14 protein-coding genes and 1 pseudogene are annotated in these 17,722 nt (G+C 73.4%); 7 read left to right on the plus strand and 8 right to left on the minus strand.

The window, feature by feature from the left end:
• Positions 1-78: 78 nt before the first annotated feature.
• The 3 genes and pseudogenes from egtC to egtA form a co-directional block, all read right to left on the minus strand.
• A pseudogene (gene egtC / locus ACIOC1_RS18805) lies at positions 79-852 on the minus strand (ergothioneine biosynthesis protein EgtC); the annotation flags it as partial.
• A complete protein-coding gene (egtB, locus tag ACIOC1_RS18810) occupies positions 852-2,234 on the minus strand; it encodes an ergothioneine biosynthesis protein EgtB (protein ID WP_401855457.1) in 1,383 nt (460 codons plus the stop codon). The pseudogene egtC and the gene egtB, both read right to left, overlap by 1 nt.
• Before the next feature lie 324 nt (positions 2,235-2,558).
• Complete coding sequence (gene egtA / locus ACIOC1_RS18815) at positions 2,559-3,833, minus strand: ergothioneine biosynthesis glutamate--cysteine ligase EgtA (RefSeq protein ID WP_401855460.1); 1,275 nt, start codon at positions 3,831-3,833, stop codon at positions 2,559-2,561.
• A gap of 547 nt (positions 3,834-4,380) precedes the next feature.
• Between egtA and ACIOC1_RS18820 the strand changes: the two genes are divergently transcribed.
• The 6 genes from ACIOC1_RS18820 to ACIOC1_RS18845 all read left to right on the plus strand — a co-directional run bounded on the left by ACIOC1_RS18820 (position 4,381) and on the right by ACIOC1_RS18845 (position 10,610).
• Complete coding sequence (locus ACIOC1_RS18820) at positions 4,381-5,400, plus strand: polyprenyl synthetase family protein (protein ID WP_355340417.1); 1,020 nt, start codon at positions 4,381-4,383, stop codon at positions 5,398-5,400.
• 310 nt (positions 5,401-5,710) lie between these two features.
• On the plus strand, positions 5,711-7,030 hold the full coding sequence (locus ACIOC1_RS18825; RefSeq protein WP_401855463.1) for an outer membrane lipoprotein carrier protein LolA: 1,320 nt from the start codon (positions 5,711-5,713) through the stop codon (positions 7,028-7,030).
• 158 nt (positions 7,031-7,188) lie between these two features.
• Complete coding sequence (locus ACIOC1_RS18830; RefSeq protein WP_401855466.1) at positions 7,189-8,208, plus strand: ABC transporter ATP-binding protein; 1,020 nt, start codon at positions 7,189-7,191, stop codon at positions 8,206-8,208.
• Between the two features lie 181 nt (positions 8,209-8,389).
• Entirely contained in the window at positions 8,390-9,280 is an 891-nt protein-coding gene (locus tag ACIOC1_RS18835; RefSeq protein ID WP_355340408.1) for an ABC transporter permease subunit, read from the plus strand.
• A gap of 42 nt (positions 9,281-9,322) precedes the next feature.
• Positions 9,323-10,186 carry an NAD-dependent protein deacetylase gene (locus ACIOC1_RS18840; protein WP_401855469.1) on the plus strand — a complete coding sequence of 288 codons (864 nt, stop codon included), beginning with the start codon at positions 9,323-9,325 and terminating at the stop codon, positions 10,184-10,186.
• 16 nt (positions 10,187-10,202) lie between these two features.
• Positions 10,203-10,610 (plus strand): DUF4259 domain-containing protein, encoded by a 408-nt coding sequence (locus ACIOC1_RS18845; RefSeq protein ID WP_401855471.1) that lies wholly within the window; start codon positions 10,203-10,205, stop codon positions 10,608-10,610.
• Between the two features lie 307 nt (positions 10,611-10,917).
• On the opposite strand, the gene ACIOC1_RS18850 is transcribed toward ACIOC1_RS18845, so the two are convergent.
• Together ACIOC1_RS18850 and ACIOC1_RS18855 are read right to left on the minus strand one after the other, a co-directional pair.
• On the minus strand, positions 10,918-11,118 hold the full coding sequence (locus tag ACIOC1_RS18850) for a DUF397 domain-containing protein (protein ID WP_355340402.1): 201 nt from the start codon (positions 11,116-11,118) through the stop codon (positions 10,918-10,920).
• On the minus strand, positions 11,115-11,990 hold the full coding sequence (locus ACIOC1_RS18855; RefSeq protein ID WP_355340399.1) for a helix-turn-helix transcriptional regulator: 876 nt from the start codon (positions 11,988-11,990) through the stop codon (positions 11,115-11,117). The genes ACIOC1_RS18850 and ACIOC1_RS18855 overlap by 4 nt, the downstream gene beginning before the upstream one ends.
• A gap of 356 nt (positions 11,991-12,346) precedes the next feature.
• On the opposite strand from ACIOC1_RS18855, the gene ACIOC1_RS18860 reads away from it, so the two are divergent.
• Positions 12,347-12,799 carry an ATP-binding protein gene (locus ACIOC1_RS18860; RefSeq protein ID WP_355340396.1) on the plus strand — a complete coding sequence of 151 codons (453 nt, stop codon included), beginning with the start codon at positions 12,347-12,349 and terminating at the stop codon, positions 12,797-12,799.
• A gap of 72 nt (positions 12,800-12,871) precedes the next feature.
• Here the strand turns inward: ACIOC1_RS18860 and ACIOC1_RS18865 are convergent, their stop codons facing one another.
• The 3 genes from ACIOC1_RS18865 to ACIOC1_RS18875 form a co-directional block, all read right to left on the minus strand.
• Entirely contained in the window at positions 12,872-14,287 is a 1,416-nt protein-coding gene (locus ACIOC1_RS18865; protein ID WP_401855476.1) for an Ig-like domain-containing protein, read from the minus strand.
• A 145-nt stretch (positions 14,288-14,432) separates the two neighbouring features.
• Positions 14,433-15,389 carry an EamA family transporter RarD gene (gene rarD / locus ACIOC1_RS18870; RefSeq protein WP_401855478.1) on the minus strand — a complete coding sequence of 319 codons (957 nt, stop codon included), beginning with the start codon at positions 15,387-15,389 and terminating at the stop codon, positions 14,433-14,435.
• A 145-nt stretch (positions 15,390-15,534) separates the two neighbouring features.
• Complete coding sequence (locus tag ACIOC1_RS18875; protein WP_401855481.1) at positions 15,535-17,646, minus strand: acyltransferase family protein; 2,112 nt, start codon at positions 17,644-17,646, stop codon at positions 15,535-15,537.
• Positions 17,647-17,722 lie beyond the last annotated feature (76 nt).

Here is a 17,722-nt window from a genome sequence, read left to right on the forward strand (position 1 = left end):
GTCCTCGCGTGTGCGGTCCTTGCCCCGGGCGTCCTCGCGGTCGGTACGGACAGGGGTCGGCGGGCGCAGCGGGATGATCCGTACGCCCTCGGTGGTCGCCAACAGCAGCGACCGGTCCGGGACTTCGTGCCAGTCGCCCGGAGCGTCGTCCGGCTCCGAGGCGACGAGCACGGACCCCCCGGAGGCCACGGCCTCCGCGGACCCCGGCACATCGCGGCCGGTACGGAACCACAGCGTGTCCCCGTACGCCGTGGCCGCGATCGTCCGGCCGTCCGTGAGCAGCAGATTGAGCCGCGCGGTCGGCCGGGCGGCGGCGACCTCACGGACGACGGAGGCGAGCGCCCCGCCCGGCGGCTGGCCCTGCCGCAGCCGCCGGGTGAGCAGCGCCCACACCAGCGCCGAGTCGCTGTGGGACGCGAGGCCCAGCAGTTCGGCGGAGGTCAGATCGGTGGGCAGCCGCTCCCAGTCGGCGACGGCGCCGTTGTGGCTGAACAGCCAGCGGCCGTCACGGAAGGGCGCGGCGGCCGACTCGTCCTGCGTGGTGCCCGCGGTCGCGGACCGTACCGCCGCCAGGACGGCGCCGGCCCGGATCGTCCGGGCCAGCTCGGTGAAGTTGGCGTCCGACCAGACGGGTACGGCCCGCCGGTAACGGGCGGGGAGCGGAAAGCCCTCGTCACCCTCCTCGGGCGAGGGCTCCAGCGGGTACCAACCCACGCCGAAACCATCCGCGTTCACCGTGCCGTGCCGTTGGAGCCGCGGCTGCCACGACTGCTCGTACAGTCCGCGCGACGGCTCGGTGAGCAGCCGGGCCAGCGTCAACGGCGGCCCGACGTACGCGAGATGACGGCACATCAGCCGCGCCCGGCTTCCGGGGACGCGGACGCGGACGGGGACGCGGACGGAGACGTGGACGCCGACCCGGACGCCGACCCGGACCCTGCCCCGGCCCCCGGCCCCGAGCCGTCCCGCGCCGTCCTGAACCCGGAGAAGATCTGCCGCCGGATCGGATAGTCCCAGTTGCGGAACGTCCCGCGCGCCGCCACCTGGTCCGCGCCGAACGACCCGCCGCGCAGCACCTTGTAGTCGGGACCGAAGAAGACGTCGGAATACTCCTTGTACGGGAACGCCTCGAAGCCCGGGTACGGCGCGAAGTCCGAGGACGTCCACTCCCATACGTCGCCCAGGAGTTGACGCGCGCCGCAGGGCGCCGCACCGGCCGGGTAACTGCCCGCGGGCGCGGGCCGCAGGTGCGTCTGGCCGAGATTGGCGTGCTCGGGACCGGGATCGGCGTCACCCCACGGGTAGCGCAGCGAGCGCCCGGTCGCCGGGTCGTGCCGCGCCGCCTTCTCCCACTCCTCCTCGGTCGGCAGCCGCCGCCCCGCCCAGCGGGCGTACGCGTCGGCCTCGTACCAACACACGTGCACGACCGGCTCGTTGACCCGTACGGGCTCGGTCCGGCCGAAGACGCGCCGGGTCCAGACGGAGGCGCCGTCGTCGTACGACCAGAAGAGCGGCGCTTCGAGGCCCGCGTCCTGGACGTGCCGCCAGCCCTCCTCGGTCCACCAGCGGGCGTCCTGGTAGCCGCCCGCCGCGATGAAGGCGAGGTAGTCGCCGTTGGTGACCGGCACGGTGTCCAGCCAGAAGGCGGCGACGTCCACGGTGTGCTGGGGGCGCTCGTTGTCCAGCGCCCACGGCTCGGTGCTGGTGCCCATCGTGAACGGGCCGCCGGGGACGAGGACTTCGGCGGGCAGCACGGCCGCGTCCGCGGGCGCCTGCGGAGGCTCGGGGGCCTCCAGGACGGCCGGGCCGCTGCGGAGCTGATGGGTGGCGAGCATCGTCTCGTCGTGCTGCTGCTCGTGCTGGGCGAGCATCCCGAAGACGAAGCCGTCCGCGAGCAGCCGTTCCGCCCGCTCCCGCTTCAGGGACGGCGAGTCGTTGGGCGAGGTGTCGACGGCGTCCAGTACGTCGACGGTCTCGGCGCGTACCTCCGCCACGTACGCCCTGGCCTCGTCGGGGCCGAGCAGCGGCAGCGCGGGACGGTCGGCGCGCGGGTGCTGGAAGGCGTCGTAGAGCTGGTCGAGGTCGGGCCGCAGGCCCGGCCTGCCGCCGGCCTCACGGACCAGCCACAGCTCTTCCTGGTTGCCGATGTGCGCCAGGTCCCAGACCAGCGGGGACATCAGCGGGGAGTGCTGCGCGGCCAGATCCGCGTCGTCCACGCAGTCGGTGAGGGCCATGGTCCTGCGCCGGGCGGTCTCCAGCGCGGCGAGCGCCCGCGCCTTGACATCAAAGCCGCCGGAGCCGCCGGAGCCGCCGGAGCCGCCGGAGCCACCGGAGCCACCGGAAGTCCCGGACCCGCCGGAAGCCCCGGACCCACCGGACCCGTCAGCACCGCCCGAAGCACGCGCAGCGCCCGCAGCGCCCGATGCAGAGCCAGGCGTGGCGGAAGCGGCCGAAGTGCTGGATGCGCCAGAAGTGAGGGAAGTGCCGGGTGAGGCACTGTTTTCGGCCGTGTTCCGGCCGTCGGTACGAGGGTTTGTCACGACATGCCTTCCGGAGGGTCAGACGCGGCGCAGCGCGTCCAACTGGTCGTGGGCGGGACATCGTCCGCGTTCTGGATAGCGTTCGGCGAAGTCGGCGACGGCCAGCCGCAGGGCCGCCGGGGCGTCGGTACGCGCCAGCGCACCGGCCGCGGCGTCGAAACAGGCCCGTACGGCCTCGCCGATGACGGGGTCGGCGGGGCCGACCCGCGCGGCGCGCCGCCACATCTCCTCGGACGGCATCGGATCGCCGTCCTCGCAGAGCGGCTCGGTGGCCGCGTGGGCGGCCTCGGCGGCGACGGGGTCGTCCAGCAGTGTCGCCGTCAGCACGGTCGGGACGATCCAGTCGTCGCCGTCCTGCGCGTCGGTCATCCGCAGCTCCAGCCAGCCGCGCGGGCGGACCGGCGGGAAGAGCGTGCTGAGGTGGTAGTCGAGGTCGTCCACGGTCGGCGCCCGCACGCCCGGCGCGCCCCGCAGCCATGCGCGGAAGGTCAGGTCGCCCGGCACCGACCAGTCGGGCTGGGCGGCGTCCCAGACGCCGCTGCTGTCGGTGGGCCCCTCGCGTACGCACAGCAGGCGCGCGTCGAGGGCGTACCGCGTCCACGCGGTACGGGGGTCCTCGTCGTGCCCCGGCTGCCGGGTGCGGCTGGGGTCCATCCGGCTCCAGACCGCCTGCCGGGTGGAGACCCAGCCGGTCGGCTTACCGCCCTGGACCGGCGAATTCGCGAAGGCCGCGACCAGGACCGGGCCGATCCGGTGCGCCAGCTCCCAGCGGAAGCGGTAGCCGGAGGTGCCCGCGGAGTCGTCGCCCGCGTCGAGGTTCACCTGAAGGGCGGCGGTGCGCCGCATCATCGTGCGGCCCCACGGGCCGTCGCGGTCGAAGAAGCTCTCCATGGCCCGGTAGCGGGGATGGTCGAGCACGCGGGGAGGGTCGCGGAACGGGTCGAGCCCGCGTCCCACGAGGACGAGTCCCGCCTCGTCGGTCGCCTGTCGCAGTGCCGCGAGATCGGCGGCCATGGAGTCGACGCAGGCGGCGAGGGTGTCGGCGGGCCGGGAGCTGAGCTCCACCTGGCCGCCCGGCTCACGGGTGAGCCTGCTGCCGCTGGGCAGCCCGCCCGGCTGTTCGACGGGCGCGAGGGCCGCGTCCAGCCGGTCGACGGATATCAGGGACAGCGGATCGGAGCGGTCGTGGACCAGCCACTCCAATTCCACACCGGTGCGTGCGGGCGGACCCGTTTTGAAGCAGACCCCGCGCACGTGGGCCTCCGCCTCGTCTTCCCGCAGGTCGGCTGCCATCGATCCACCTCCTCTCTTTCCTTGGGGGGTTTCCCCGGGGATTACCCGTGGGGTCTACCCCGAAGCGAGGACATGTCACCTGTTGCTGCCGCGAGTGTAGTTGACCATGTTGCGGGACCGTCTTACGTAATGGTGAACGTTCTTCGGTCAACCGCCCGAATCGGCCATCATCCCTTCCGGGCGGTCTTTACGTCGCTAAAACCGGCATTACGGATCATAACCGGCCCGGTCGGAGACGGCCTGGTGTAGTGCCGGAGCGGGGGTAGCCGAGGGGCAGGGACGGGGAAAGCCGAGGGGCAGAGCGGGGGAAGCCGCGCCGCCGGAGTGAGGAATCGGTGCGGCCGGAGCGGGGAACCCGTGAGGAAGCCGCGGCGAATACGGGGCGAATCCGGGGGGAATTCCGGAACCTCGCTTCCGGTACGCCGCGACCCCGCTTCCAGGGCGATGCCCCGGCGGTGATCCACAGCCGACCGGCTACGCTGCCCGTGTAGACAGTGCCGCCCCTCAGACCCCGCCAGAAGCCAGATCAGCGACAGGAGTACCCCTCGTGACCGTCGTCGGGCCCTTCGGGCTGAGCGTGTGGGACGAGGCCCTCGAGGCCGACGTCCAGGCCGGTCTCTCGGCCGTCGAAGAGGGCCTGCTGGAGGCCACCAAGAGTGATGTCCCGTTCATCACCGACGCCGCGCGCCACCTCCTCAAGGCGGGAGGCAAGCGCTTCCGGCCACTCCTGGTGATGCTCGGGGCCCAGTTCGGCGACCCGCACGCGCCCCGGGTGGTCCCCGCGGCCGTCGTGGTCGAGCTGACCCACCTGGCCACGCTCTACCACGACGACATCATGGACGAGGCCGAGGTGCGCCGCGGCGTGCCCAGCGCCAACGCCCGCTGGGGCAACTCCGTCGCCATCCTGACCGGCGACTTCCTCTTCTCCCGCGCCTCGCACATCCTGGCCGACCTCGGCCCCGAGGCCGTACGCGTCCAGGCGGAGTCCTTCGAGCGGCTGGTCACCGGCCAGATCCTGGAGACGGTCGGACCGCGCGACGGCCGCGACCCGATCGACCACTACCTGGACGTCCTCGCGGGCAAGACCAGTTCGCTGATGGCCGTGTCCGGGCGGTTCGGCGCGATGATGTCCGGCGCGGACGAGACGGTCGTGCACACCCTCACCCAGTACGGCGAGCGGATCGGCCTGGCCTTCCAGCTCGCCGACGACCTCCTCGACATCACCAGCGACAGCCACGAGTCCGGCAAGACCCCGGGCACCGACCTGCGCGAGGGCATCGCCACGCTGCCGATCCTGCACGTACGCCGTCTGTACCAGCAGGCCGCGGGCGGCGTCTCGGCCACCGACCGCCGCCTCAACCAGCTCCTCGACGGCGACCTCACCGACGACGCCCTGCACGGCGAGGCCCTGAGCCTCCTGCGCGGCCACCCCGCGCTCGAACAGGCCCGCCGTGACACCCTCCGGTACGCCGACGAGGCGCGCGCCGCCCTCGCGCCGCTGCCGGAGTGCACGGCGAAGCTGGCGCTGGCGGCGCTGTGCGACATCGTGGTGCACCGGGCGGGCTAGCCCCCGCGTCGGGCTCCCGCGTGGGGCCCCGGCGTCGGGCCCCCGCGTCGGGCTGCATCGGCGACGTGTACCGGCCGGTGAGGTCGGTATCGCCGGCGTCCCCTAGGTGGCGCCCTGCGCCGACCCGAGTACGGCGTCGGGGTCTGTCATCCCGGGGACGTACACAGGGTTGCATCCGTCGGCTGATGTGGCGGGTTGGCCGTTTTGGTGTGATGGAGACGTCCACTTCACGGCGGACCGGGCGACAATGGCCCGGGGAGCGGACGAGTGCGAGGCAGTGAACCGCCGCGACGACGGAGGTAGAGACGCGATGGCACGGATCCAACCGGCACAGTTTCCGGAGCACCCGGAATCGGACGAGCCCGGCAGGGGGCGGGGACGCAAGGCCATGCGGTACGCGGTGCCCGTCGCGGTGGCGGGGGTGGCGGCGGCGACCATCAGCCTCGTACCCGCGCTCGCGGACACCGGCAGCCCGTCGCTGCCCACGCTGACGGCGGAGCAGTTGCTCACGAAGATCGCGGCGTCCGACACCCAGACGGTGTCGGGCTCGGTGAAGGTCAGTACGGACCTCGGGCTGCCCGACGTCCTGTCCGGCGGCGCGGCGAGCAGCCTGTTCGGCGGCGCCGCGAGCGCCGCGGGCCCGTCCGGCAAGGACGGCAAGGACGGGAAGGGCTCGGCCGCGGCCCCGCAGGCCCAGCTCACCCAGCTCCTGGCCGGTTCGCACACCCTGCACGTGGCGGCGGACGGCCCCGACCGGCAGAAGGTCTCGATCATCGAGCCCACCGCCGAGTACAGCCTGATCCACAACGGCACCGAGGTCTGGGGCTACGACAGCGGGTCCAACGAGGCGTATCACGCGACCGCCCCGGCCGACCCCAAGGGCGGCGCCGACAGCAGGGCCCGGTCCCAGGACTTCCCGGCCACCCCGCAGGCCGCCGCCCAGCAGGTGCTCAAGGCCGCCGACGGTACGGCCTCGGTCACCGTGGACGGCACCGCGCGCGTCGCGGGCCACAGCGCGTACCAACTCCTGGTCACCCCGCAGCACGCGGACAAGACCACGGTCGGCGCGATCCGTATCGCCGTCGACTCCAAGACCGGCGTCCCGCTGAAGTTCACGCTCTCGCCCAAGGGCGGCGGCAAGGCCATCGTGGACATCGGCTTCACGAAGGTGAGCTTCGGCAAGCCGTCCGCGTCGACCTTCACCTTCACCCCGCCCAAGGGCACGAAGGTCACCGAGGCCGGCAAGGAGTCCGACGCCGTCGCCAAGGGCCAGAAGGGGTTTGACGGTGTCACCGGCCTGCCCGGCTTCGACGGTGTCAACGGCACCGGTCACACCTCCGGCGCCGAGCCCACCGTCATCGGCAAGGGCTGGGACTCCATCGCCGTCATCACGTCGCCCGGCGGCCTGCCCTCCGGCGCCGACAAGAACGCGCACGGCAAGGGCGGCGGCGACGCCCAGTCCCTGCTCAACAGCTTCGGCCGGCACGTCACCGGTGACTTCGGCTCCGGCACCGTCTTCCACACCCGCCTGGTCAACGCCCTCCTGACCGACAAGGGCACCCTGTACGTCGGCGCGGTGACGCAGTCCGCGCTGACGGACGCGGCGAACGCGTCGAACGCGGCGAAGTAGCGTCGCTCGCACGCCAGTCGGTGGGTGCCCGTCCCTGTCCGGGGGGGCACCCACCGGGCGCGGGCGGAAGCGGGTCCGGGCTCAGGCCCGGAGCCGGGAGTTCCGGCCGGGCGCGGCGTGCGCCGTACACTTCCCAGTCCCCGTCGCAGAGGAGCGCGATGCAGCAGCCGCAGGCCGCCGGGCCGAACGGGCCGAACGGGTCGAGCGCGTACGACGCGGTGACCGTGCCCGCGGCGGACGCCGCCGACGTGGTGATCGAGACGCGCGGCCTCGCGAAGCGGTACCGCGGCACGCTCGCCGTGGACGGCCTGGACCTGCGGGTGCCGCGTGGCAGCGTCTTCGGTTTCCTGGGCCCCAACGGCTCGGGGAAGACGACGACGATCCGGATGCTGATGGGCCTGATCGCGCCGACGGCGGGCACGGCGCGGGTGCTGGGCCGCCCGATGCCGGGCGCACAGCGCACGGTGCTGCCCAAGGTGGGCGCGCTGATCGAGGGCCCGGCCCTCTACGGCTTCCTGTCCGGCCGGGACAATCTGCTGCGGTACGACGCGGCCGACCCGACGGCCGACCCGCGTACGCGCCGGGCCAGGGTGGGCTCCGCGCTGGACCGGGTCGGGCTCACGGCGGCGGGCCCGAAGAAGGCGAAGGCGTACTCGCTGGGCATGAAGCAGCGGCTCGGACTGGCCGCCGCCCTGCTCCAGCCGCGCGAGCTGCTGGTCCTCGACGAGCCCACGAACGGGCTCGATCCGCAGGGCATGCGCGAAATCCGCTCCCTGGTAAGGGAGCTGGCCGCCGACGGCACCACCGTCTTCCTCTCCTCGCACCTGCTGGACGAGATCGAGCAGGTCTGTACGCACGCGGCCGTCATGGCGCGCGGCCGGCTCCTCACGCAGGGGCCGGTGGCCGACCTCGCGGCCGGTACGCGCGGGCGGCTCGTCGTCACCACACCGGACCCGGCGGAGGCGGCCCGCGTACTCACCGACCAGGGCGTCGGCGCCCTCCTCACCGACGGCCAACGCGTCAGCGGCGAACTGCCCCCCGACCCGCCGGACCTCGCCGACCTCAACGCCGCGCTGGTCGCCGCGGGCGTCCGCGTGCGCGGCTTCGGCCTCGAACGCGCCTCCCTGGAGGACGCGTTCGTCGCCCTGACAGGAGAGGGCTTCGATGTCGCGGGCTGAAACGGAGCCGGCCGCTTCGAGCGCCGACCAGAACCGGCCTGCGGCCGGGCCGCTACCTGAGCCGACCCCCGCCCCGGGCCCGGCCGCCCCGGAGGCCGCATCGCCCCCGGAGCCCGCCGCCCGGCCCTCCGGGCCCGCCACCGATCCCCCCGGGACCGAAGCCGGAGCCGCCGCGGGCACCGTGGCCACCGAGCCGCCGTCCGGGCCGCGTACGCCCCGGCTGCTCTGGAGCTTCGGGCTGTTCCGGTCGGAGCTGGTCACCGTGTTCCGGCGGTGGCGGACGCTGGCGCTGTTCGCGGTGCTGGCGGGGGTGCCGCTGCTGGTCGGCGTGGCGGTGCGGATCGAGACGCGTAACGGGGGGTCGCTCGGCGGGGGCGGGGGGCCGGACGGGAACGGCAACGGCCCGGCGTTCATCGAGCAGGTGAGCAACAACGGCCTGTTCCTGACGTTCGCCGCCCTGGCGGCCACGCTCCCGTTCTTCCTCCCGATGGCGATCGGGGTGATCGCGGGCGACTCGATCGCGGGCGAGGCCAGCGGCGGCACGCTGCGCTATCTGCTGGTGGCCCCGGCGGGCCGCACCCGCCTGCTGCTCGCCAAGTACGCGTCCGTGCTGGCCTTCTGCCTGGCGGCCACCCTGGTGGTCGCCGTCTCGGCGCTGATCGTCGGCTTCGCGCTCTTCCCGGTCGGAGACGTCACGCTGCTGTCGGGCACGACGATCTCCCTCTCGGACGGCATGCTGCGCTGCCTGCTGATCGCGGTCCTGGTCGCGGCCTCCCTGGTCGGCATCGGCGCGCTGGGCCTGTTCATCTCGACCCTCACCGACAGCGGCATCGGCGCCATGGCCGCCACCGTCGGCCTGCTCATCACCGTCCAGATCATCGACAACATCCCCCAGCTCCACGCCTTCCAGCCCTACCTCTTCCCCCACTACTGGCTCAGCTTCGCCGACATCCTCCGCGACCCCGTCACCTGGACCGGCATCGCCAAGAACCTCGGCCTCCAGGCCCTCTACGCCGCCGTCTTCGGCTCGGCCGCCTGGGCCCGCTTCACCACCCGCGACGTGACGGCCTAGGACAGGCCCCTAGCGCCCGTCAGGCGGGCGTACGCTGCCGGTATGGAGACCGGGGTCGGCGGGGGGCTGGGGGAAGGCGTGGACGTGCTGGCCGGGTTCCTGGCCGGGCGGCCGGCCGTGGTGCTCAGCGGGGCGGGGCTGTCGACGGAGTCGGGGATTCCGGACTACCGCGGGGTGACGGGGCGGCGGCGGACGTCGGCGCCGATGACGTATCAGGAGTTCGTCGGGGAAGAGGCGGCCAGGCGCCGGTACTGGGCGCGCAGCCACCTCGGGTGGCGGACGATCGCGCGGGCGCTGCCGAACGACGGGCACCGGGCGGTGGCGCGGCTCGTGCGGGCGGGCGCGGTGACCGGGGTGATCACGCAGAATGTGGACGGGCTGCACGCGGCGGCCGGTACGGCGGAGGCGATCGACCTGCACGGCAGGCTGGACCGGGTGGTGTGCCTGGACTGCGGCGACCTCAGCGACCGTACGCGGCTGGACGAGCGCCTGGACGCGGCGAACCCCGGCTTCCGCGCCACCGCCGTCGCCCACGCCAACGCGGACGGCGACGCCGAACTCCCGGCGGGGAGCACCGAGCGGTTCCGGCTCGTGCCCTGCGAGGTCTGCGGCACCGGCACGCTCAAGCCGGACGTGGTCTTCTTCGGCGAGAACGTGCCGCCCGAGCGGGTCCACCGCGCCTTCGCCCTGGTCGACGCCGCCCCCGCCCTGCTCGTCCTGGGCTCGTCCCTCACCGTGATGTCGGGGCTGCGCTTCGTCCGCCGCGCCGCCCGCCAGGGCACCCCGGTGGCGATCGTCAACCAGGGCCCCACCAGGGGCGACGACCTGGCCGCGCTCACCCTCGACCTGCCCCTCGGCCCCACCCTCAGCGCCCTGACGGAGGCGCTGGGCGCGGCGGCCGTCTGAGCGGCGGGAGAAGGACATGGGCACCTGGCACGTCGGTCCCTTCGACAACGACACCGCGTGGGACCTCAGCGACACCCTCGACGAGGCGAGCCCCGACGCGCGCCCCGGCATCGTCCGCGACGCCCTCGTCCGCGTGATCGACACGACGGGCGACCTCGACGCGGACATCTCCGAAGAGGCCGTGGCCGCCGCCGCTCTGGTCGCCGCCCAGTGCCCCGGCGGTGAGCCCATCGACCCCGACTACGGGCCGAAGCAGCCGCTCGCGGACCTCACACCGCTGCGCGCCACGGCCCTCAGGGCCCTGGACCGGGTCGTCACCGACCCCTCCGAACTGCTGGAGCTCTGGGACGAGCCCCCTGACGGCCCCTGGCGGGCGACCATCACCCGCCTCCAGCACACGCTCACCCCTCAAGCGCCCACCTGATGCCGCAACCCGGCCCGCTCAGCGGCCCCCAGTGCTGGTCATCGACACCGACGGCTCGGGCACCGACCCGGCCGACCGGGGCCACCGCCTCCTGGGAGCCCTGCCAGGGGAACAGCGGTGACCACCCATCTGCGGGCGCCCGCAGCCCCGTTGGTGACGGCGCACGCCAAACGCGTCGTCGCCGATACCGGGGTCCTGAACCATCCGTACTTCCGCACGCTGGTCGACGGCAGCATGCCGTTGGCCCGCCGACATGGCGAAGGCCCCCGGTGGCGACTCCGGGGGCCTTCGCGTGGCGCGTGGTGCCTTAGTGAGCGAACTCGCCGTTTCGCGTACCCGCGAGGAAGGCGGTCCACTCGGTGGGCGTGAAGTAGAGGCTCGGACCGGCCGGGTCCTTGCTGTCCCGCACGGCCCGCCCTCCGCCGGCCGTGGCGGCGACCTCCACGCAGTTGTTTTCCGCCCCGGAGTACGAGGACTTCCGGAAGGGCCCTATTACCTTAGGGGTCACTTTGTGTCGTCCTTGCTTCTCTGTAGTGCGCCTCGGATGAGCCGCGCGCTTGCATCCGGGGCCAGTGCTGCCGATCGTAGTTGATCAAATGCGAGAGCGTAAGCGGTCAAATCCTCGGCGGCTTCCAGGATGGAGGCCCCCCGGAGATTGTCCAACGTGACTGCCTCGACCACGGGTTCGCTGTCGAAGGAGAAGCTCGAAAACGCGGCGGGCATTGACGCCTTGACTCCGGCTGAAATCGATAGCACCTGTAGCGTCACGTTCTGCCTTTGGCCGACCTCAAGAATATGGGCCAATTGCTGTTGGTAGACCTCGGGTTTGACGATCGAGTGGATGATCACCGGTTCCCAGATGATGACCGTGTAGTTCGCCGAGCCCTCGACCTCGTCGATTTTTACCTGACGGTCCTGCCGCACCTTGACGAGCTGCGAGACCCGCTCCGGGTCGATGAAGTGCGGAGCACTTGTGATCACCGCCTCCGCGTACGCGGGGACTTGGAGCAGTCCGGGGATCAGGTTGGGCTGCCACTCGCGGATGTACGTCGCGTCATCCTCAAGCGAGATGTGGTCCAAGTAGTCCGCGCGTAGGTGCGCAGCATGCTCCAGCCACCAACCGCGCCGGTTCGACCCCTTGGCCAACTCTTCGAGCCGAGAACGCACTTCGGGATCGGTCACGCCGTACGCGTCGAGGAGCAGGCGCAGTTCGATGACGCGGGTGCTGATGTGGCCGGTTTCGATGCGGCTGATCTTGCTGGCGCTGACCGCGATCACCTCGGCGGCCTGTGGTTGATCGAGCTGAGCTGCGGTTCTGTACTTTTTCAGGGCCGACCCGAGTCGCCTGCTGCGCACGGTCGGCCGTCCCCCTGCGGGCATGGGTCGGCTCCCTCCTCGGCACGCCCGGTCACGTACCGGGCACAACTCTAGGGCCACGCGACGCCGTTGACGCACCGGATTGCACGCGTGCGCCTGTTCTGGTTGCGGCGCAGCCAATTCCGCGCCTACTCTCGTACTACGCGCTACTTCGCACCGCGATGCGGCGCGGTGCTTGGCGCTGCCAAGTACGTACCGATTCCCGTCGCGTGGGTGCCGCGCCCCGCGACGGGTGGCGAGGACCCCCGTGCGGCGCCACTCCCCGTGGGCGCCCGGGTGAGTCCTCCGTCGGGGCCCCCGACGTGGCGACAAGGGGGCCCCGACGTCAATGGGATTCGGCGACGAGGGAAGGCACGGCCATGCACCGAGAACCACCTGGACAGTCCGACGAATCGGCGGGCGAGCCGCCCGGTGCCGAATCCCGAACGGTCGCCCGGTTGTGGCCGCGTACGCCGCGTTCGGTGGGGCGGGCGCGGCACGAACTGGAAACGGCCCTCAAGGGCTGGGGACTGGAAGACCTCACGGATTCCGCCGTGTTGATCCTGTCGGAGTTATTCACGAACGCCGTCGTGCACGCGCGGGTCGCCGGGCGCGATGTGCAGACGCGGTACGTGCGGACGCCGGGCGGTGTGCGGATCGAGGTGCACGACGCGGGGGACGGGCGGCCCGAGCCACGGGTCGCGGCGGAGAGCGACGAGGACGGGCGCGGGCTCGCGCTGGTCAACGCGGTCGCGGGACCCGGGCATTGGGGCGTCGGGGAGCGGGACGGCGTCGGGAAGATGGTCTGGGCGGAGTGCGGCCTCGGGCGGTGACGCGCGGGTGAACGTGACCGCGCCCGCCGGGAACCGTACCGGCGGGCGCGGAGCCGTACACGAAGGCAGGGGTCAGCGGCGGCGCTTCCGCGCGCGGGTGGCGGTCACCGCGAGGGCCCCGGCGGCGACGAGGCCGCCCGCGACCATGGCGAGGGGACCGTCGGCGCCCGAGGCGGCCAGTTCGGGGCCGGTCTGCTGCGGCTGCGGGTGGTTGGCCGGGGGAGCGGGGTGCGGCCTGGGCGGCGTGGGCGTCGGCTTCGGCCTGGTGACGTCCACGCTCACCTTCACGAACTTCGGCTGCCCGTCCTTCGCCGTCACCTTGTAGATGAAGGAGTCCTTGCCCGTGTAGCCCTTGCCGGGCGTGTAGACGAGGTGGTCTCCCTCGACCGCGACCTTTCCGTGGTCCGGCGGCTCGGGGACGGTGACCGGGGTGTGGGGCGCGCGGTCGGGGGTGACCGGGACCCGGACCGGGCCGCCGTTCCCGGGGACGGTCACCGGCGGCGCGGGCTCGGGCGTACAGCCGATCCGGAAGTCGGCGCCGCGCACGTCACCGCCCGAGGTGTCGGCGTTACGGCTGGTCGCGCCGGTCGCCGTGTACCCAGCGGGCGCCGGCAGCACGACCCGGAAGCGGCCGGTGGCCACGCCGGAGAAGGAGTACGCGCCGTCGGCGTCGACGGCCGCCGCCACCGGCTGGCCCGCGCTGTCGAGCACGGCGGCGCCGGTCGCGGTGCGCAGCCGTACCGACGTGCCGGGCGGGATGCCGCAGTCCGAGGCGACCGTGCCGCTGATGTCGGCGTCCGGGGCGGCCATCCAGATCTGGTAGACCGGCGATCCGCTGAGCACGCTGTAGGTGAAGGAGACCGAGGTCACCGGGGCCGTCGGGCGGAACCAGCCGGAGGCGCCGTTGGTGTCGAGCACGTTGCCGCGCAGCGTCGAGGTCGCGGGGTCCCAGGTGGGCACGTCGGTGTTCGGGCCGGAGCCGCACGAGGACGGCTTCGGCGTGCCCACGCAGTAGTTGAAGGTCGACTGGAAGCCGAGCTGCGCCGCCGTCAGCCGTACACCGCCCGCGCCGGTCGCGCTGATCCGCACCTGGTCGGCGTCGATGTCGCCGAGGGTGAAGCCCCAGCCGACCGGGGTGGCGGCGGCGAAGGTGACGGTGGTGAGGGACGGCCGGCCGTTGGTGCCGCCGGTCGAGGGGCGCAGGGCGAGGTAGTTCTGCCCGCGCGAGCTGCCGTACTCGGCGCCGAAGGGGGTGGAGCCGTTGAGGAAGGTCGAGGTGCCGCCGGGGGTGGACGGCGAGCTGCTGTCGGTGCTGAAGGTGGCGTCGGGGAAGCCGGTCACGGGCACGTGCAGCACCTCGGGACTCCAGCTCCCGTAGGCGGAGCCCGCCGCCACGGCCGGGCTCGCGGCCAGCGGGATCATGACGGCGGCCGTGGCCGCCGCGGCCAGCCCCCGGGCCGTTCTCGTGGTGAGTCTGTTGGCCGGCATGCGCACGACGCGTTCTCCTGCACTTCGGGCGGCCCGGCGCCTGACCGCCGGACGAGTACGTCCTTCGCATGACCGATCGTCAGATCACCCAATCGGCGGCGGTGTCCGTGTCACCCGAGTGGATGTCGGCGCTCGCCCGTACGGCTCAGCCGGGCAGCGGGGAGTCGGTCGCCTCCGGGGACTCCACGACCGCCGGGACCTGGCGCGCTGCGCGCGCTTCCGTACGCCCGCGGTGTGCGCCCCTGATCGCGTCCCAGGTGAGCAGGACGAGCGCCGCCCACACCATCAGGAAACCGGCCCAGCGCTCGGGGGGCATCTCCTCGTGGAAGTGGAGCACGCCGATCAGGAACTGGAAGACCGGCGTCAGATACTGCATGAGGCCGATGGTGGACAGCGGGAGCCGGGTCGCCGCCATGCCGAAACAGACCAGCGGCCCCGCCGTGACCAGACCGCAGGCGGCCAGCAGGGCGGCGTGGCCGGGGCCGTGGTGGGTGAAGGTCGAGTCGCCGCGCGCGCCGAGCACGACGAGGAAGACCAGCGCGGGCAGGAACTGCACCGAGGTCTCGGCGGCCAGCGACTCCAGGCCGCCCATGTTGATCTGCTTCTTCGCCAGGCCGTAGACGCCGAAGGAGAAGGCGAGCGAGAGGGCGATCCACGGCAGCCGCCCGTATCCGACGGTGAGGACGACGACGGCCAGCGCGCCGACGCCGACCGCCGCCCACTGCACCGGGCGCAGCCGCTCGTGCAGGACGAGGACGCCGAGCGCGATGGTGACCAGCGGGTTGATGAAGTAGCCGAGTGAAGCCTCCACCACATGGCCCGCGTTGACGGCCCAGATGTACAGGCCCCAGTTGACGGAGACGAAGACGGCGGCGACGGCGATCAGGCCGAGCCGCCCGGGCTGCCTGACCAGTTCGGATATCCACGCCCAGCGGCGCATCGCCAGCAGGATCACGGCGACCACCACCAGCGCCCACACCATCCGGTGGGCCAGGATCTCCAGCGCTCCCGCCGGTTCGAGCAGCGGCCAGAACAGCGGGAACAGGCCCCACATGCCGTAGGCCGCGAAGCCGTAGACCAGTCCCGCGCGCCGCTCGTTCATCCCGACCCCTTCCCGTACCGCCCCGGCCGTACGACCCGCCGTCGGCGCGCGACGTGACGACGGTAGCGGCAGCCGCCCCGACCTGTCATGTCCGTTCCGCTCCACGGTCATGACAGGCCGGTGGCCGGGGCCGGGCGGCACCGCCTTACGGCAGGAGGGCGGTGAGGCGGCGGCCGAGGACCGGGGCCAGCGCGTCGGCGTACGTCTCGGACATGTGGCTGTCGTCGCGGTAGACCAGGGTGTCGCCCGCGAGCACCGGGCAGGTGCCGTCCGTGGCGCACAGCCAGGGCGCGGGGTCGATCACGGCGGCCCCGGCCGCCGTCGCCGCCGCCCGTACCGCGCCCTGCCGCGCCGGGTCCCGGAGCGCGTCGGGCAGCCGGCTCGCGCAGTGGCCGAGCCGCAGCGGGTGGGCCGCCGCGCACTCGACGGCGTCGGAGGCGGGCCAGGGGGTGTCGAGCAGGGCGGCGACCCGCGCGCCCGAGGCCGAGAGCGCGGTGAAGGTGGCGCGGAAGCCGTCCGTCCACTGCTGTACGGGATCGGCGGCCGGGTGCAGCGGGCGGCCCGCGTCCGAGGACGAGACGAGGACGAGACCGGGGCGGAGCGCGGCGATCCGGGCGACCGCCGCGCGGCGCCAGGTGTCGCAGACGGCGGGGCCGCCCTGGTAAACGGTCGTCACCGTCGCGGCGTTGCACGACGCCTTCGTCAACGACACCAGTTTCCAGTGCCGTTCGCGCGCCAGCCGGTCGAGCGCGGGGAACCACTGGGCGGCGTGCGAGTCGCCGAAGAGGACGACGGTGGTGGCCGCGGACGGGTCGCCGTAGACGCACGGGGGTGTGCTCGTACGCGCGTAGCCCGCGTGGCAGCCGTCCCGGTAGACCGCCGAGCGCACCGGCTTGACCTCGGCCAGGGGCGGGGTGAGATTGCTCGGCAGGCTCGGACCCGAGGTCCGCAGGAGCTGCCCGAGCCGCAGCGCGGGGTCGCGCGCCGCCGTCAGCTCCCGCCGCAGGTCGGGCGCGGGTCTGCCGGAGTCGACCGCGGGCGGGAAGTGGGCGGCGGTCAGCACGGCCACCGCGGCGCCCGCCGACAGGCCGCCGCCGAGCCGCAGCGCCAGGGCCGGACGGCGGCGGAAGGCGGCGTGGAACCGTATCGGGTTCTCCACCAGCCGCAGCGTCGCCCAGGCCAGTGCCAGCGCGACCGCGCACAGGGCCAGGGCGAGACCGGTGGAGGGCGCGGTGTTCAGCGCCGCGGGTCCGATGACCAGCAGGGGCCAGTGCCACAGGTACCAGCCGTAGGAGAGGCCGCCGAGCCGGGCGACCGGCCGCCGGGCGAGCAGGAGTCGGGCGCCGTAGCGGGCGGGGGAGGGGGTGTGGGTGCGGGTCCGGGAGCGGTCGGGGGCGTGGGCCGGGGAGGGGCCGGGGGATCGGCCGCCCGCGAGGACGAGGAGGGTGCCGACGACCGGCAGGAGCGCGTAACGGCCGGGGAAGGGCGTGGCGTCGTCGTACGTCAGCGCGGCCACGACGATGCCGGTCAGGCCCGCCCAGCTCAGGGCCGCCGCGAGGGGGGCTCGGATGTCCAGCCGGTGCGCGCCCAGGGCGAGCAGCGCGCCCGCGCCCAGCTCCCAGAAGCGGGCGGGGGAGCCGAAGTAGGCCCAGGAGGGGGAGGAGCGGGTGAGGGCGAGACTCAGCGCGAAGGAGGCCGCGCAGAGGGCGGTGAGGGCCAGGGCCGCCGGGAGCGCGGGGCGGCGGCGCCACCGCAGGCACAGGACGAGCAGCAGCGGCCAGAGCAGATAGAACTGCTCCTCCACCGCCAGCGACCAGAAGTGCTGGAAGGGGGAGGGCGGCTCGCTCGCGCCGAGGTAGTCCGTACCGGCGGCGGCCAGCCGGAAGTTGACGGCGTAGAGCGCGCTGCCGAGCGCGTCCCCCGCGTACTGCGCGAAGCGGATCTTCGACAGGAAGAGCCGGCAGCCCGCGAGCGTGCCGAGCACGACGAGGGTCGCGGCGGGCAGCAGGCGCACCGCGCGGCGGGCGTAGAAGTCCCTGACCGATATGCGGCCGGTGGCGCGGGACTCGCGGGTCAGCAGCGAGGTGATCAGGAAGCCCGAGACGACGAAGAAGACGTCGACGCCGACGTATCCGCCCGCGACCGCGCCGACGCCCGCGTGCGCGAGGACGACGAGGGTGACCGCGACGGCGCGCAGCCCCTGGATGTCCAGGCGCGGCGGGTCCCGCGGGTGCGGCGGTGCGGTGGCCGTGGTCACGGTGGGGTCCTCGGGGCGCTGCGTCGAGGCCGCCCCGCCGTCTGTTCACGAGGACGCGCCGTCCCGCGAAGACAAG

It is taken from the genome of Streptomyces sp. NPDC088197, assembly GCF_044741185.1.
In the GTDB taxonomy this organism is placed as follows: Bacteria; Actinomycetota; Actinomycetes; order Streptomycetales; family Streptomycetaceae; genus Actinacidiphila.

Coding starts and splice junctions, on each gene's coding strand:
- ACIOC1_RS18845 (WP_401855471.1), top strand. CDS start 10,203: ATGGGCACCTGGCACGTCGGTCCCTTCGACAACGACACCGCGTGGGAC.
- egtA (WP_401855460.1), bottom strand. CDS start 3,833: ATGGCAGCCGACCTGCGGGAAGACGAGGCGGAGGCCCACGTGCGCGGG.
- ACIOC1_RS18840 (WP_401855469.1), top strand. CDS start 9,323: ATGGAGACCGGGGTCGGCGGGGGGCTGGGGGAAGGCGTGGACGTGCTG.
- ACIOC1_RS18830 (WP_401855466.1), top strand. CDS start 7,189: ATGCAGCAGCCGCAGGCCGCCGGGCCGAACGGGCCGAACGGGTCGAGC.
- ACIOC1_RS18825 (WP_401855463.1), top strand. CDS start 5,711: ATGGCACGGATCCAACCGGCACAGTTTCCGGAGCACCCGGAATCGGAC.
- ACIOC1_RS18865 (WP_401855476.1), bottom strand. CDS start 14,287: ATGCCGGCCAACAGACTCACCACGAGAACGGCCCGGGGGCTGGCCGCG.
- rarD (WP_401855478.1), bottom strand. CDS start 15,389: ATGAACGAGCGGCGCGCGGGACTGGTCTACGGCTTCGCGGCCTACGGC.
- ACIOC1_RS18855 (WP_355340399.1), bottom strand. CDS start 11,990: ATGCCCGCAGGGGGACGGCCGACCGTGCGCAGCAGGCGACTCGGGTCG.
- egtB (WP_401855457.1), bottom strand. CDS start 2,234: ATGGCCCTCACCGACTGCGTGGACGACGCGGATCTGGCCGCGCAGCAC.
- ACIOC1_RS18860 (WP_355340396.1), top strand. CDS start 12,347: ATGCACCGAGAACCACCTGGACAGTCCGACGAATCGGCGGGCGAGCCG.